Origin of the sequence: Ralstonia sp. RRA (assembly GCF_037023145.1) — a bacterium.
In the GTDB taxonomy this organism is placed as follows: Bacteria; Pseudomonadota; Gammaproteobacteria; order Burkholderiales; family Burkholderiaceae; genus Ralstonia.
Window position 1 is genome coordinate 505,113 of record NZ_CP146092.1, and the last position, 15,448, is coordinate 520,560.

Consider the following 15,448-nt stretch of genomic DNA (forward strand, 5'->3'; position numbering starts at 1 on the left):
AGAAGGTATAGATAACTTGTAGTGAGGAAAGGTCTTCCGTGGACAACCCTTCAGGTTGCCCACCGATGCCCTTCCCGCAACAACGAGTGAAAATCAGAGAACGTACCCAATTCTGCGTGACAACCCGAAGGCGTTTTAGTACAAAGGCTCTGAACAAATCTCGCGCACCATGGTCACCAAACGCCTTACACCCAACGGGAAGCCGGACGACAATTCGCCCAGCCGCATCATCGTCCCCTCGGGAGGGCAAGTCATTGCCGCACCGGAGAAATTCCAGCGCCTGTTCGATGAAGCGCAGGCAATGGAACGCGAAGACGCCTGGCAAAGCGGCGAAGTTGGCTTCCTCAGCCGTGCTAGCGTTCAAGTCACGCTCCCCTACCGGGCTCCCAAGGGCTCCCCGCCGGTTTGGACGCGCTCGAGCGGGAATATCTCGCTGATGATCCAGCCCGGGTACTTCACGCAGCAACGCTCGGAACGGGCTACCAATGGACGGCAGCGCATCGTCTCCGAGACGGTCTCGTTTGGCTATCCCTATGGCTCGTATCCACGGCTGATGCTGGCCTGGATCGGCAAAGAGATCATGGCCAAGAAAAAGCGTGGTGAATTCCAGGGCACGGTGGAAGACCGGCGCATCTCGCTCGGCAACTCGCTGTCGGAGTTCATGTACAACCTGGGTATTCCGATGGCCACGGGCGGGAAGCGGGGCACCATGACGCTGGTGCGCCAGCAGATGATCCGCCTGTTCTCAGCGACGATTGCCATCGTGCAGAACAAGTCGGCGCCCAGCCAGAATCAGAACCAGGAACCACTGTCGATCGACCGTATCGGCTACCTGCTGGCAGATCAACTGTCGACCTGGTGGGACCCAATGCAGCCCGGGCAGGGCTCGATGTTCGAGAGCTTCGTGGTGTTGTCCGAACCGTTCTTCAACGAGCTCGTGAATCGCCCGGTGCCCGTCGACATGCGAGCGTTGAAAGCGCTCAAACAGTCGCCGTTTGCGCTCGACGTATATTCGTGGCTCACCTATCGCTTCTTCACCATCCAGAAGCGTACAGAGATCCCGTGGGAAGCCCTGCAGATGCAGTTTGGTACCGAGACCGAAAGCGAGCGGAAATTCCGTGCGCTGTTCCGCAAGGCCTTGAAGGACGTGCTGGTGGTGTACCCGGATGCCAAGGTGGATGCGGATTCGTCGAAGGCGCTGATCCTGCAGCCGTCACGTACCAGCGTGCGAAAGCTGGCCTGAAGCGACAAGATAGTTGTCGCGGGCAAAAAGAAAGGGGAGCCGAGGCTCCCCTTTTTCATACCAGGCAATCAGCCTGATACGCTTATTCCGGCTTGATCGCCGAGGCTTGCAGACCCTTCGGGCCTTGCTTCACCTCAAACGAGACCTTCTGGCCGTCCTTCAGGGTCTTGAAGCCCGAACCCTGAATTTCGGAGAAGTGCGCGAACAGATCTGCGCCGCCGCCGTCCGGAGTGATGAAGCCGAAGCCTTTGGTTTCGTTAAACCATTTGACAGTACCCGAGGCCATGCAAAAATTCCTTTAAAAAAACAAAAAATACAAGTCATCCAGCCGATCCGGACATCGCACGAAGAGTCCGGCTGATTCCGAATCCTGCGTCGACAAAGTCTTCAGACGACTGTCTAAGCATCATAACCAGTTTGGGGCACAGTGTCGATGGCCGGCATTTCTTTGCAATGTCGCTTTTCCGCACGCACTGGTAAACACCTACGAAGTACGCAAGTACCGCGGCAAACGCAGGACGTTATGCACTGAAGACGGCATTTACATCTCAATTTAAGTGAGTTGAACTCCGCTTGCGTTTGGCTGCTCTTACTTAACCATTTGTATAAATTGAATTTTATTGATCTTGTGTTTTCGCGATCTCTTCCCTAAGATGAGCGCTACTGACTTTCAGCGCTGAAAGTGGAGGACCAGTGAGCGCCAAAATCGTAACGGTATTCAATCAGAAGGGCGGGTGCGGCAAAACAACGGTCAGCATGCACATCGCTGGAACCCTTGGCCTGCGGGGCAATAAGACGCTGCTGGTCGATATGGATGAGCAAGGCACGGCTACCCGGTGGGCCGCGCAGGCGCCAGACGAAAAGCCGTTCCCCGCTTCGGTGATCGGTCTTGCGCCGTCGGGTGGTGCGATGCATCGGGAAGTTCGCAAGTTTGTGGGTGACTACGACTACATCGTGGTCGATTGTCCGCCGGCAGTGCATTCCCCTTCCTCATCCAGTGCGTTGTTAATTTCCGACATCGCCTTGATCCCAGTTGTACCTTCGCCGCCGGATCTCTGGGCCGCCGTCGCGGCAAAGGCCCTCGCGCAGCAAGCTCAGGTGACCAACGAAACGCTACGGATTCGTGTGCTGGCCAATATGGTTCAGCGACGCGTGTCGCTCGCGAAGCAAGCAATTGAAATTCTTGGTGATGATGGTGATATCCCATTGATGGATTCCATGATCGGTTCTCGCTCTGCCTTCCGAGAGTGCCAGGCGATCGGTGCCACGGTGCACGGCGTGCAGGGTGCGAGAGAAGCGGTCAATGAGGTCGACATCATGGTCGACGAGGTATTGCAGCTGTTGCAGGAGGAACGCGTATGAGCGCGAAGTTGAAATCGCTCAAGGATGGGATGCTGGCCGGTATTGCGGCAGAGAAAACCAAAGCGACTCCGGTGGACCGGTTTGCACTGGCGGAACAGGCCATCACCTCGCATCCGCGGGGCTTGCTTGGGCAGCCGGCGGCACCAGCTTTCAGCGCTGAAAGTCCCACACCCGTATCTGCAAACACGTCTGAGCGTCGCGTCATCAAGGTTCCGCTGGAGCGCTTGCAGGAGAACCCACTCAACGCTCGGCGCATCTACGATCCACAGATCGTGCAGGAGCGGGCAGCTTCGATTGCCACGCACGGCCAGCAGACGCCTGGCTTGGCGGCCCCCGATCCTGCTAGGCCTGGCTGGTATGTTCTGATCGATGGCCACTACCGCAAGCGGGCACTGGCCGCCGCGGGCAAGGCCGAGATGGACTGCTTCATTGAGGACGGCCTGTCGGATATCGATTTTTACCGATTGTCGTTTGTGCTGAACGAGCAGCGTTCAGGGCAGTCGGTCCTCGACAATGCCATCGCCTGGCGACAGTTGTTGGACGAAGGAAAAGTTAAAAAAGAAGAAGATATTTGTGAGATTACTGGTGTGTCAGCCGGTACGGTCAACAAGACCCTGGCCCTGCTGAAGCTGCCGGAAACCGTGCTCGACGTCATGAAGGAACGCCCCGCGGGGATCGGGATTGCGACCGGCTATGAGTTGACGTTGTACTTCAAGAGCGCCGGAGAGGAGCGCACGCGCGAATTGGTACATCGGGTCTTGGAAGAAGGCTTGTCCAGCCGCGATGTTGAACAGATCCGAAAAGTGGCCCAGGAAGGGCGTACCCGGAAGGTCAAGGAAGTCAGTCGCCAGTACAAGATTCGCAGCAGCGAAGGTGATCTTCTCGGCACAATCAAGGAATGGGATTCCGGCCGCGTCATGTTGGATGTGAAGCTGGAAGATCGGGCTTCCCGCGAGTCCTTGGTGGAAGCGCTGAAAAGTCGCTTCGGCTTGGATATCGCTCTGCTGTAACTACCCGCCGCAGATCATCAGAAGCGCCCCTTGGGGCGCTTTTTTTGCCCATTCGCCAGCACGCTGATCCCCAAGAGGGGAGGGCGTACCCATTTCTGCGCACCCGAAGCCCGCGTGCGCAATGGTTCAGCAAGGCGCACTGCATCGCTGAAAGCGCTTCTGCAAACGCATTCCGAAGGCTCCTTCGACAGTTCTTTGCGTGAAAACGCCGCTACAACTATATAAAAACGTTATATAAATAATGATCTGTTAATGGCTATTATTGATGTTTTTAACCCTTCATGTACACTATATAGACATCAGAACCGTCAATCATGGCCAGACCCGGTCTCCATTTCTCGCCCGAACAGCAATTGCGAATCGTTGATGCGGTCCAGCGTCTGGATGTCGCCTTCCCGCACGACAACGCGGTATTCCTCGATGAAGTGATTGAGGCGATCCACGTTGTGACACGTCGCGTATATGGCGCACGTCGATATGCTCAGTGGCTAGCGGAGGCTGGCGTACAACGCCGACCAAGCAATACAACGCTGCAGAAGGCGGTGGATCGTGCGCGAGGCCGCGGTGACGCATCTGCAGGCCTTGCTGCTGATGCGGTATCGCCGTGGCCGATCCCATGGACGCACGCAGAAACGGGTACGCCTCCGGCACCAACCGGCCACTCCGCCCGCCAAGAGCGTGATCGGGTGGCATCACGTGCGATCGGTGCGCCGGGCGCTGGCGCCGAGTGGATGGAGGCGCGCATCCGCGCCGAAGTTGCCGAACGTGCGCTGGAGCACGAAGCCGCGCGCAATCGACAACTGCAGGCGGCAATGGCGGATCTGGAGCGGCGCCTTGGCGAGGCGCTGGCGACGGCGCCAGCCACCCCGCCCAAGCTGACGGACGAGACGCTGGAGCGCCTGGAACAGACCTTCGAGACCGTCACGCGCCTGGAAGGCGCCGCCAGCGCGCTGGCCGGCACCGAGCGCTTCCTGCGCCTGCAGAACGACGCGGTGCGCCAACAGACGCAAAACGAAGCTGACCAGCTGCGCCAGCGCATCCGCACGCTGGAAGCAGAGGTGACGCAACTGCGCACCCAGATCGACGCCTATCGCCGCGCGCCCGAACGCGCCGCACCAGTCTCGCGCGGCTGGGTCAAGCCATCTTCCTGATGCGCTGTTGGCGTGTACTTACTGGTCCGCCGCGCCGCAAACGGCAGTGAGCGGTCTCGCAGAATTGGGTACGCTTTTCAACTTTCGGCGCTGAAAGTTGGCTCGGCAGACTTGCAATCGATTGTAGGAAGGGCTCGCCGGAGCGCGCTCGAATGCGCTCGTGAACTGACCGTCCCGCTCCGCCAAAGGGCCGAGCCGCAGGCATATGACTTGCTCATGACGCTACGTCTCACCGATGGAGTTGTCATGAACGAGAAGATCACCAAGGCCGTGTTTCCCGTGGCGGGGCTCGGTACGCGCTTTCTGCCCGCCACCAAGGCCAGCCCGAAAGAGATGTTGCCGATTGTCGATAAACCGCTGATTCAATATGCGGTGGAAGAGGCGGCAGCCGCGGGTATTACGGAGATGATCTTCATCACCGGCCGCGCCAAACGCGCGATTGAAGACCACTTCGATAAGGCATACGAGCTGGAATCGGAGTTGGCGGTGAAGAACAAGCATGCGCTGCTGGAGATGGTGCAGTCGATCAAGCCACCCGGCGTCGAGTGCTTCTATGTGCGCCAGCCCGAAACGCTGGGTCTGGGCCACGCAGTGTTGTGTGCGCAGAAATTGGTACGCGACGAACCCTTTGCCGTGATCCTGGCGGACGACTTGCTGGACCACCAGCCGCCCGTCATGCAGCAGATGACTGAGCTGTACGACCATTACCGCTGCTCGATCGTCGGCGTTGAGACGATTGCGCCGCAGGCGACACGTTCATACGGCGTGGTGGCGGGCCGTGAATGGGATGACCGCCTGGTCAGGCTCGACGGCATTGTCGAAAAGCCCGCCCCCGAGAAAGCGCCGTCCAACCTGGGCGTCGTCGGGCGCTACATCCTTACGCCGCGCATCTTCGATCATCTGCGTAGCGTGAAGCCCGGGGCTGGCGGCGAGTTGCAGTTGACCGATGCCATCCAGAGCCTGCTCGCTGAAGAGCAGGTCCTGGCGTATCGCTATCGCGGCCAGCGCTTCGACTGCGGCAGCAAGTTCGGCTACCTGCAGGCCACGGTGGAGTTTGCGCTGCGCCATCCGGAAGTGCGTGCTGACTTTGCGGCGTACCTGGCCGCGCGCATGGATCTGCTACCTGCGCAGGAAACGGTGGACGAAGCGGACCCGCTGGTGCGCGACACTATCCCGCTGGGCGTGGCCGCCTGACGTTCCATGACGATTGCCTCTGGCCGACCGTGCGGGTTTTCGCACAGTCTGCGCGGCCGATTCTGGAAAACCGCACACTTTCTTTGTCCTTGTTGATCCGGCGATCTCCCGCAAAGCCTTGCCCCAAAGGCGTTTGCGGCGGATCGCCGTACCCGCGTTCCGCATGGAATGCTTCTTGAGTAAGAGCGATCACCTACTAACCGGCGGGCTTCGACAGCACCGCCGCAACGCTCCAAGGAGACACCATGACGCAGCCCCAGGCTGGCGCGGTCACGGGCGCGCATGTGCCCACGCACACGCCCACCCAAGCCCCCACCAAAGACACCCCCGCAGATGTGCGTCGCCGTCTGCGTTCGATTTTCTCCGGCTCGGTCGGCAATCTGGTCGAGTGGTACGACTGGTATGTGTACTCCGCGTTTGCGCTGTACTTTGCCAAGTCGTTCTTCCCCAAGGGTGACCAGACAGCGCAGTTGCTGAATACCGCCGCGGTGTTCGCCGTCGGCTTCCTCGCCCGCCCGGTGGGCGGCTGGCTGATGGGCATCTATGCCGATCGCTATGGCCGCAAGCGCGCGCTGTTCTTCTCGGTGGTGCTGATGTGCATGGGCTCGCTCATCATTGCGCTCACGCCGAGCTACGCGACCATCGGCGTTGCCGCACCGGTGCTGCTCGTGCTGGCGCGCTTGCTGCAGGGCCTGTCGGTGGGCGGGGAGTACGGTACGTCCGCCACCTACCTGAGCGAAGTCGCCAACAAGGAAAACCGCGGTTTCTTCTCCAGCTTCCAATACGTCACGCTCATCGCCGGGCAACTGGTGGCGCTGGCGTTGCTGATCGTGCTGCAGCAGTTCGTGCTGACGCATGAGCAGCTGGAGGCGTGGGGCTGGCGCATTCCGTTCTTCATCGGTGCGCTGTGTGCGCTGATTGCGATGCGCATGCGCTCGCACATGGAAGAGACGCAGTCGTTCACCGCTGCGAAGGACAACAAGAAGCGCGGCACGCTGGCCGAACTCGCCAAGCATCCGCGTGCGGTGGCTACCGTCGTGGGCCTGACGCTGGGCGGTACGGTCGCGTTCTACACGTACTCGATCTACATGCAGAAGTTCCTGGCCAACACGGTCGGCCTGTCGAAGGATCAGGCCACGCTGGTGTCCGGTGCCACGCTGCTGCTGTTTGCGATTCTGCAGCCGATCGTGGGCGGATTGTCTGACCGCATTGGCCGTCGTCCGATCCTCATCGCGTTCGGCGTGCTGGGTACGCTGTTCACGGTGCCCATCATGACCGGCATCAGCCAGACGACCAGCGTGTGGACGGCCTTCTTCCTGATCATGGCCGCGCTGGTGATTGTCTCGGGTTACACGTCGATCAACGCGGTGGTGAAGGCCGAGCTGTTCCCGGCGGAAGTGCGCGCGCTGGGCGTGGGCCTGCCGTATGCACTCACGGTGTCGATCTTTGGCGGCACGGCCGAGTACATCGCGCTGTGGCTCAAGCAGGCCGGTCACGAGTCGCTGTTCTACTGGTATGTGACGGGCACGATCTTCATTTCGCTGATGGTGTACGTGTTCATGCGCGATACTCGCAAGCACTCGCGAATCGAACATTGATGCATTCATGACCCCACCCGACGGCCACGCCGACCTTGCCCACCCCGCACGCGGGCGCGGCTGGCGGCTGGCCGTTGCACTGGCTATGGCCGCGTGCTGCGCGGCGGCGGGGTGGGCCGCCTACGCCATCGCCCTGCAACGCTACGTTGCCACGCGCGCTGAAGAAGCCGGTCAGCGCACCACCTTTTACGCGCAGAACCTGCGCAGCACGCTGGCGCGTTATGAATCGCTGCCGCGCCTGGCTGCGCTGGAACATGTGCTGCACGTTGCGCTGCTGCAAGGCGCGCAGGCGGGAGACGCCACCATGCGTCGTGCCGCCAATGCCTATCTGAAAGAAGTCCAGGCGGCCACCGATCTGGCCGCCGCTCACCTGATCAATACGACGGGCCTCACGATTGCGGCCAGCAATTGGGATCTGCCGACGTCCTTCGTCGGCCAGAACTACGCGTTTCGCCCGTACTTTGCCGAGGCCATGCGCGAGGGCCTGGGCCGCTTCTACGGTGTAGGCAACACCACCGGCGAGACCGGCTATTTTGTGGCTGCCCCCGTACGCGAAGACGCCAAGCCGATCGGCGTGGTGGTCGTGAAGGTCAACCTGGATGCCTTCGAGGCATCGCTTTCTCGCAGCGGCGATACGGTGCTGCTGGTGGATCGCCACGGCGTGATCTTTCTGTCGTCCGTGCCTGAGTGGAAGTACCGCACACTTGGCGCGCTAAGTCCCGAACAGCAAACCGCCCTCGACGCGACGCGCCAATACGCGCCGCATACCCTCACGCCACTCGATACGCAAGACGGGGGCGTACCCTTTTCTGCGGACCAGCCACCCCAGGCTGTACGCGTTGCACTGCCCGGAAAATCGGTGTCGACACTGCGCGTGCAGTACCGGCCCGTGGGTCTGCTTGGCTGGCAGGTCGCTGTGCTGATTGACCCGCGCGATGAGCAGCGTACCGCCCTGGTGGCCGGTGCCAGTGCTGCGTTTGCGATGGGATTGGTCTTCTCCGTGTTCGTCGCGCTGCGCCTGCGCACCCGCCGACGCGAAGAGCAACGCCGCGCACGCGCTGCCCTGCGCGAAGTCCAACGCGACCTGGAAGCGCGCATTGCCCAGCGCACGGCTGAGCTGACCTCCGCCAACACCGCGCTCGCCGGCAAGGTCGAGGCGCTCGACGCCGCGCAACGCATCCTGCGCGAGACGCGCGATGCCGCCGTGCAGGCGGGCAAGCTCGCGGTGCTGGGCCAGATGGCCGCCGGCATCACGCACGAACTCAATCAACCGCTCACCGCGCTGACCACGCTGTCCGATAACGCCAACCAGCTCGCCGAGCGTGGCCGCATCGACGAGGTACGCGGCAACCTCACGCACATCAGCCAGCTTGCCGAGCGCATGGGCCGCATCGTTTCGCACATCAAGGCGTTCTCGCGCAAGGGTGATGCGGCGCGTGCGGCGGTGTCGGTGGACGAGGCCATCCGCCAGGCGCTGATGCTGGTGGAAACGCGCCGCCGCCAGGTGGGTGTGACGGTGACGGCGCCACTCGTGCCGGCCGACCTCGCTGTCTGGGCCAACGCCGTGCGCCTGGAGCAGGTGCTCGTCAACCTCATCCGCAACGCCATTGATGCGATGGCCGAGACCGCACAACCGGAATCCGCCGCCGTGCATGTGCGCGTTGAGCCCATCGAGAATTGGGTACGCATCACCGTGCGCGACGTCGGCCCGGGCATCCCCTCCGACGTACTGCCGCGCCTGTTCGAGCCCTTTTTCACCACCAAGGACGACGGCCTGGGCCTTGGGCTCGGGTTGGCAATCTCACTGGCCATCATCGAAGATTTCGGCGGGCGGCTCGTGGGCCAGAATGCCGACGACGGCGCTGGCGGCGCAGAATTCGTCATCGAGCTGGAACGTGTCGTAAAACCGCATGCCTGAAAACGTCTCTCCTGATCTGTCTTCCCCCATCGATCACGCACCTGTCTTCCTGATCGAAGACGACGACGTGGTGCGCCTGGGCTGCGAGCAAGCGCTCACGCTGGCGGATGTGCCGGTGCAGTCTTTTGCCGACGCGGAAAGCGCGCTGGCTGCGCTCGCCACGCAAACGCCCGCCGTGGTCGTGACCGATGTGCGCCTGCCCGGCCGCGACGGCCTGGCCGTGCTGCGCGAGATGCTGCAGCACGATCGCCAGTTGCCCGTCATCCTCATCACCGGTCATGGCGATGTGACGATGGCCGTGGCCGCCATGCGTGCCGGCGCGTACGACTTCATGGAGAAGCCGTTTCACTCCGAGCGGTTGGTCGATGTGGTACGGCGCGCGCTGGAAAAGCGCAGGCTCACTTCCGAAAACCTGCGCCTGCATGAAGCGTTACAGGCGGCGCTGCAGGGCCGTCAGGCGTACCCGTTGATCGGCCAGAGCCCGGCCATGCAGAACGTGCGCCGGCTTGTCACCGCGTTGGCACCGACCGACGCCGACATCCTCGTCACCGGTGAGACCGGCTCGGGTAAGGAAGTGCTCGCTCGCGCCATTCACGAAGGCAGCCGGCGGCGCGGTCCGTTCGTCGCGCTGAATTGCGCGGCGCTGCCCGAGTCCGTGTTCGAGAGCGAGATGTTCGGTCATGAGTCGGGTGCGTTCACCGGCGCCAACCGCCGCCGCATCGGCAAGATGGAATACGCCAACGGCGGCACGCTGTTTCTGGACGAGATCGAATCGATGCCGCTGGCATTGCAGGCCAAGCTGCTGCGCGCGCTGCAGGAGCGCAGCATCGAGCGGCTGGGCAGCAACACCAGCGTACCGGTCGATTGCCGTGTGGTGGCGGCGGCCAAGATGGATTTGAAGGCGGCGTCCGACCGCGGCGAGTTCCGCGTGGACTTGTACTACCGCCTGAACGTCGTGTCGATTGCATTGCCGCCGCTGCGTCAGCGCGCCGAGGACATCCCGCTGCTGATGGCCCACTTTCTGCAGCAGGCCGGGGTGCGCTACGACCGCGCCGCGCCCGATTGGTCGGCGCAGGACATGATGCGCTGGCAACACCACGACTGGCCCGGCAACGTGCGCGAACTGAAGAACGTGGCCGAGCGCTTCTGCCTGGGTCTGGACGATGGCTTGGTCGCAACGGAGGCGAGCCAGCACTCACTGGCCGGCCGCATGATGGCGGTGGAGCGCACCACCATTGAAGAGGCGCTGCGTGCCACCGAAGGCAACGTCGCCCGCGCGGCCGATCTGCTGGCCGTGCCGCGCAAGACGCTGTACGACAAGCTCAATCGGCACGGCATCGAGCCGGATCGCTTCCGATCCAACTAGCGCTGTGACCTAACGCAGCGACGACTCGCCAACCTTCCTGCCGCCCTGCGGCGGCCAGCACGTTGCAGCCAGCAGCACGGCCACAACGGCGTAGACAGCCTCCGTCACCGCCAGCGGCAGCACGTGCACTTGGTACAGCGCGGCGGGCAGGTCGGCCAGCGCGTGCAGCAGGATCGCCAGCACCACAATCGCAAAACGCCGCTGCCGCACCGCGTACCACACCACCAGCGTCAGGGTGAACTGGATCAGCATCGCCGCGATGCGTTCCACCGCAGCACCCGCAGCCAGCCACGGCGAGAGCTGTGTCAGCATGGCGTGCATCGTGCCGATCATGGATTCAGCGCCACTGGCCGCCAGGCGCGTGTCCAGATCCCCCCGGTTGGCGGCGATGCCGAACATGACCATCTGCGCTTGAGATGCCGTGCCGACCAGCCACGCTTCGATGCCAGCGTGTCCGAGCGCGTAGGCGACGGGAGTGGCTGCATCACCGGGCTTGCGCGTGAGAAAGCGCAGACCCAGCCAGCGGCCGACCTCTTCGAACAGCCCCGCCATCAGCGCGCCGTAGATGACGAACAGCGCGGGTGTGCGCAGCCATTGCGCCGTCACGGGATTGAGCTGCAGCAGATAGACATGCAGCAGGCGCTCCAGCACCAGCGCAAATACGGCAAACACCGCTGCACCCACGAAGATGTCGCGCCACGCCAGGTCAAAGCGCCGGCGCAGCCAGAGCCACGCGCCAATCGGCACACAGGCGATCAGCAGGGCAGCAACGGCATGGGCGGCAAGGGTGGTCAGTGGAACGGTTGGCATGGCGGATGACGCAGATCAGGTTGCCGGCATGCTACCTGAGGGGCGTGGCGGCGCCGGTGGGCGGCTTTGCGTGTCCCTGGCAGGGCGATTGTTACAATGTATGCAGGCGGCAGCAGGTGCCGCGCTTCCTGGCAGGGCAGACGGTCGTGAAACGCATGATGTGGCGGTGGATCTGGGTGTGTGGCGTGGGTATCGGTGCCATCGGCATGGCGGCGCCTGCTCGGGCGGCGCGCTGGCACGAATACCTGGCGACGACGTCAGTGGCGGCCTCGATCGATCGCACTTCGCTGCGCTCGAACCACATTGGCCACAAGACCTTTCTGGCCCGCACCGTGCTCAAGCGCGGTGAACGCCGTGCGCACGGCTCGCGCTATCGGCCGGGTACGGTGATCCTCTCGCGCCAGGAGATCGACTGCCGTCGCCAGCGCATCCGCCTGGTCGACTACGTGGTGCGTGACCCTGGCGGTGCCACGCTCGACACCGGCAACGCTGCCGGCGCGCACTGGATGCGCATCCGGCCGGGCACGCTGGCGGCGCGCTCAGCCGCCTACGTCTGCGCGCGTCGCTAGACCGTTGCGTGCGTGCGCCGCTGGCCTGCTGGCAACTCGACAGCAGCCTGCGGGCATAGCACTATGGTGAGCGCTCCCTATCACTGTTGGCCGGCTACTGCTCCTGTCCGATGAAACTCACCTTGAAGTCGCAGGCGGCGATCATGGCGACCGTCATCAGCGTGACGGCGGTGAGCCTGTTCGGCTGGTCGCAGCGCGAGCCGATCCGCCGCGAGGTGATGGCACAGATCAAGGCGCAGCAGACCGCGCTGGTGCGGGAATCTGCCGAAGACCTCAAACAGCGGCTCGACACCTACCTGGGCGTGCTGGAGCGCACCGCACAGCAGATGCACACGGTGCAGTTTGAAACGCCGGAGCAGCGTACCCGTTTCTTCGAGTCCATCCTGCCCACCAGCGGCCTGTTCGACGGCGTGTTCCTGGCATCGGCTGACGGCAAGGTCACCGCAACTTCGCCATACCGCGAAGGCGTGATCGGCATCGACATTACCGATCGGGATTACTTCAAGCAGGTCATGGTGGTCGACCAGCCGACCATTTCCGCACCGTTGCGCAACCGTGTGGGCGGTGAGCCCATCGTCATCCTGGCCGCACCCGTGCACGATCAGGATGGCCGCCTCGTCGGGCTGATCGGCGCGTCGCTGTACCTGCTCAAGCCGAATTTTCTGGGCGACCTGCGCGACATGCGCGTCGGCCAGACTGGCCACGTCTACCTGATCGCGCGCGGGGAGCACCCCGTCTACATCGTGCACCCCGATGCCGACAAGACGCTCGCACCGCTTGATGCCGATCCGTCCATTGCGGCGGCGTTCCGCAGCGATCCGGCTGCGCTGCCCGATCCCGGCGGCGACGTCGTCACCACGCAGGACATCATCGCCGCCGGTTGGACGCTGGGCGCCGTATTGCCCGGTGCCGAGGCCAACCGTCAGCTCTTCCTCATGCGCCAGCGCTTTCGCTGGTCACTCGTGTTGCTGGCAGCGTTGATTGGCGTGTCGGTGTGGGCGGCGATGCTGTGGCTGCTGCGCCCGCTGGGCCGCCTGCATGCCGCCATGACGCAGCTCTCGCGCACCGACCTGCGTGACGCGCAGCCGCTGGAGTTGTCCAGTGCCTCGGTGGAAATCGAAGCGGTTTCCACCGCGTTTCACAAGCTGATGGGCGAGGTGACCCGCCAGCGTGCCGAGCTGGAGGCCGTGAACGACGCCTCGCCGATGGGCCTGTTCCGTACCGATGCCGTTGGCCGCACGGTCTACGCCAATGAGGCGTATCGCCAACTGCTCGGCGCCACGCATGAAGAGGCGCTGGCCGACGTGTGGCTGGCTCGCCTGCATCCGCACGACCGGGACGCCAGGGAGGCCGGCTGGCACGACGCCGTCGCGCACGGTACCGGCTACCGCACCGAGCTGCGCGTGATCGTGCCGGGCGTTGGCGAGCGTCTGCTTGTGGTCAACACCGCACCCGTGCGTGTGGACGGCGAGGTGGTTGGCCATGTCGGTGCGATGGAAGACATCACCGAGCGCGCGCGCGCCGAGCAGGCCTCGCGCGTGCTGACCAAGATTCTCGATTCCACCACCGACTTCGTCGCGCAGACCGACTTGCTCGGTAACGTCACCTACATCAACCCGGCTGGCCGGCGCTTTGCCGGTATCCCGTTGGATGCCGACGTGCGCACCCTGACCGTTGGCGATTTCTATCCACCGGAGACGATGGATTGGCTGCGTGAGGTGGCTGTACCGGCCGCAGCGCGCGACGGCGTGTGGATTGGTGAGACCACGGTGCGCGGCGTCACCGGTGAGGTCGTGCCCATCAACCATATGATCATCGCGCACCGCAATCCGGGCGGCAGGATGGAACACTTCTCGTCCATCATGCGCGACATCACGCAGGACAAGGCCGCCAAGGAAGAACTGCAGCGCAGCCGCGAAACACTCCAGACGGTGACGGATGCGCTGCCCGCGCTGGTGTCCTTTGTCGACACGGATGAGCGTTTCCGCTTCCTGAATGCCGCCTACGAGAAGGCCTACGGACGGCCTGCCGCCACCATGCTGGGGCAGACCGTGCGCGAGGTGGTGGGCGAGGATGGCTACCGCATCCTGCGTGACGCCCTGCGGCGCGCGCTGGCCGGCGAGACCATCGTCTTTGAACGCGAATACCGCGGCCGCGACCTGTATCGCTGCGAAGAAGTCAGCTACCTGCCGCAATTTGACGCGCAGGGGCATGTGGCTGGTGTGCACGCCGTTACGCTCGACATCACCGAGCGCAAGAAGCAGGAGCTGCGCTTGCGCGCGCTGACCACCACCGATCACCTGACTGGCTTGCTCAATCGCGCCGGCTTTGACGAGCGCTTGCTCGCCGCGCTGGATCAGGCGCGTGTGGCTAACACCGTGGGCGCGCTGCTGCTGCTGGATCTGGACGGCTTCAAGGCGGTCAACGACACGCACGGCCATTCCGTGGGCGATGCATTGCTGCGTGCCTTCGCGCAGCGCCTGGCGCGTGCCGTGCGGCCATACGACGGCGTGGCGCGCTTTGGCGGCGATGAGTTTGCCGTGGTGCTGGAGCAGCTCCCGCAGCCGGAAGATGCCAAGACCGTCGCGCGCAATGTCCTCGCTGCGTGCAACAAGCCGTTTCGCCTGGGCGACATCTCCGTGCAGATTGGCAGCAGCATCGGCCTGGCGAGTTTCGACGGCCGGACGCTGGCGCAGAGCGTGGTCTTCGAGGCCGCCGATGAGGCGTTGTACGAAGCCAAGTCGCGCGGCAAAGGCCTGTTTGTGAGCGCGGACGAGCTTTCGGCTGGCTGATTTTGCGGTGCCGCAGCGTCGTGTGAACATTACGCAGAAATGGGTACGCTCAATGGTGATCTGACGCTGTTGTGCGACCAATGCTGCATCACAACATCGGCCCCCCAGGCGGGGCGGCGGACAATCCCCTATCGCACGGTCGTGCGCTTTCCGGTAAAGTCCCGCGACTGACTGCGCGCGCCGGTGACCCCAGCGCGTCGCACAAGAGCGCTGTACCCATGGCGCCTTCGCTTCACACTCCGACGCACTCCCGATGCACGCGTGCCCGATCCGGCATCGCTTGCCCGGTAGGTCTTCCGCTGTTTCGCCAATGCCAATCGTTTCCGACGGCATGGCGCGAAACGCGGGCAGGCACGCGGCCGGACGCGATGCAGGGCGCATGCGGGGGAGCGACGGTGTTGGGCCAGCGCATCTTCGAGACGAATCGCATTCACG

The 15,448-nt window shown here is 63.3% G+C and carries 12 protein-coding genes; 10 read left to right on the plus strand and 2 right to left on the minus strand.

What is annotated here, in order from left to right; translation table 11 throughout:
* The first annotated feature begins 169 nt into the window (after window positions 1–169).
* A complete protein-coding gene (locus V6657_RS20340; RefSeq protein ID WP_048934758.1) occupies window positions 170–1,243 on the plus strand; it encodes a replication protein RepA in 1,074 nt (357 codons plus the stop codon).
* 82 nt (window positions 1,244–1,325) lie between these two features.
* Here V6657_RS20340 and V6657_RS20345 read toward each other — a convergent pair whose 3' ends face one another.
* Window positions 1,326–1,529, minus strand: a complete 204-nt coding sequence (locus V6657_RS20345; protein ID WP_021193171.1) for a cold-shock protein — start codon at window positions 1,527–1,529, stop codon at window positions 1,326–1,328.
* Window positions 1,530–1,936: 407 nt separating this feature from the next.
* Here V6657_RS20345 and V6657_RS20350 point away from each other — a divergent pair, with 407 nt between their 5' ends.
* From V6657_RS20350 to V6657_RS20380, 7 genes are all read left to right on the plus strand, one after another.
* Window positions 1,937–2,605: a ParA family protein gene (locus V6657_RS20350; protein WP_048934757.1), complete on the plus strand. Its 669-nt coding sequence runs from the start codon at window positions 1,937–1,939 to the stop codon at window positions 2,603–2,605.
* The gene (locus tag V6657_RS20355; RefSeq protein ID WP_048934756.1) at window positions 2,602–3,615 is read left to right on the plus strand and encodes a ParB/RepB/Spo0J family partition protein; all 1,014 of its coding nucleotides are present in this window, start codon (window positions 2,602–2,604) and stop codon (window positions 3,613–3,615) included. Before V6657_RS20350 ends, V6657_RS20355 begins: the two co-directional genes overlap by 4 nt.
* 314 nt (window positions 3,616–3,929) lie before the next feature.
* Window positions 3,930–4,766 carry a DNA-binding protein gene (locus V6657_RS20360; RefSeq protein ID WP_048934755.1) on the plus strand — a complete coding sequence of 279 codons (837 nt, stop codon included), beginning with the start codon at window positions 3,930–3,932 and terminating at the stop codon, window positions 4,764–4,766.
* 246 nt (window positions 4,767–5,012) lie between these two features.
* A complete protein-coding gene (galU, locus tag V6657_RS20365; protein ID WP_082170243.1) occupies window positions 5,013–5,960 on the plus strand; it encodes a UTP--glucose-1-phosphate uridylyltransferase GalU in 948 nt (315 codons plus the stop codon).
* A 245-nt stretch (window positions 5,961–6,205) separates the two neighbouring features.
* The gene (locus V6657_RS20370) at window positions 6,206–7,558 is read left to right on the plus strand and encodes an MFS transporter (RefSeq protein ID WP_048934754.1); all 1,353 of its coding nucleotides are present in this window, start codon (window positions 6,206–6,208) and stop codon (window positions 7,556–7,558) included.
* 7 nt (window positions 7,559–7,565) lie between these two features.
* Entirely contained in the window at window positions 7,566–9,476 is a 1,911-nt protein-coding gene (locus V6657_RS20375; protein WP_048934753.1) for an ATP-binding protein, read from the plus strand.
* Complete coding sequence (locus tag V6657_RS20380) at window positions 9,469–10,842, plus strand: sigma-54 dependent transcriptional regulator (RefSeq protein WP_048934752.1); 1,374 nt, start codon at window positions 9,469–9,471, stop codon at window positions 10,840–10,842. The genes V6657_RS20375 and V6657_RS20380 overlap by 8 nt, the downstream gene beginning before the upstream one ends.
* A 9-nt stretch (window positions 10,843–10,851) precedes the next feature.
* Here the strand turns inward: V6657_RS20380 and V6657_RS20385 are convergent, their stop codons facing one another.
* A complete protein-coding gene (locus V6657_RS20385) occupies window positions 10,852–11,652 on the minus strand; it encodes a YhfC family glutamic-type intramembrane protease (RefSeq protein ID WP_048934751.1) in 801 nt (266 codons plus the stop codon).
* Between the two features lie 128 nt (window positions 11,653–11,780).
* Here V6657_RS20385 and V6657_RS20390 point away from each other — a divergent pair, with 128 nt between their 5' ends.
* Window positions 11,781–12,221: a surface-adhesin E family protein gene (locus V6657_RS20390; protein WP_048934937.1), complete on the plus strand. Its 441-nt coding sequence runs from the start codon at window positions 11,781–11,783 to the stop codon at window positions 12,219–12,221.
* Between the two features lie 110 nt (window positions 12,222–12,331).
* On the plus strand, window positions 12,332–15,013 hold the full coding sequence (locus V6657_RS20395; protein WP_048934750.1) for a diguanylate cyclase: 2,682 nt from the start codon (window positions 12,332–12,334) through the stop codon (window positions 15,011–15,013).
* The last annotated feature ends 435 nt before the right edge of the window (window positions 15,014–15,448 follow it).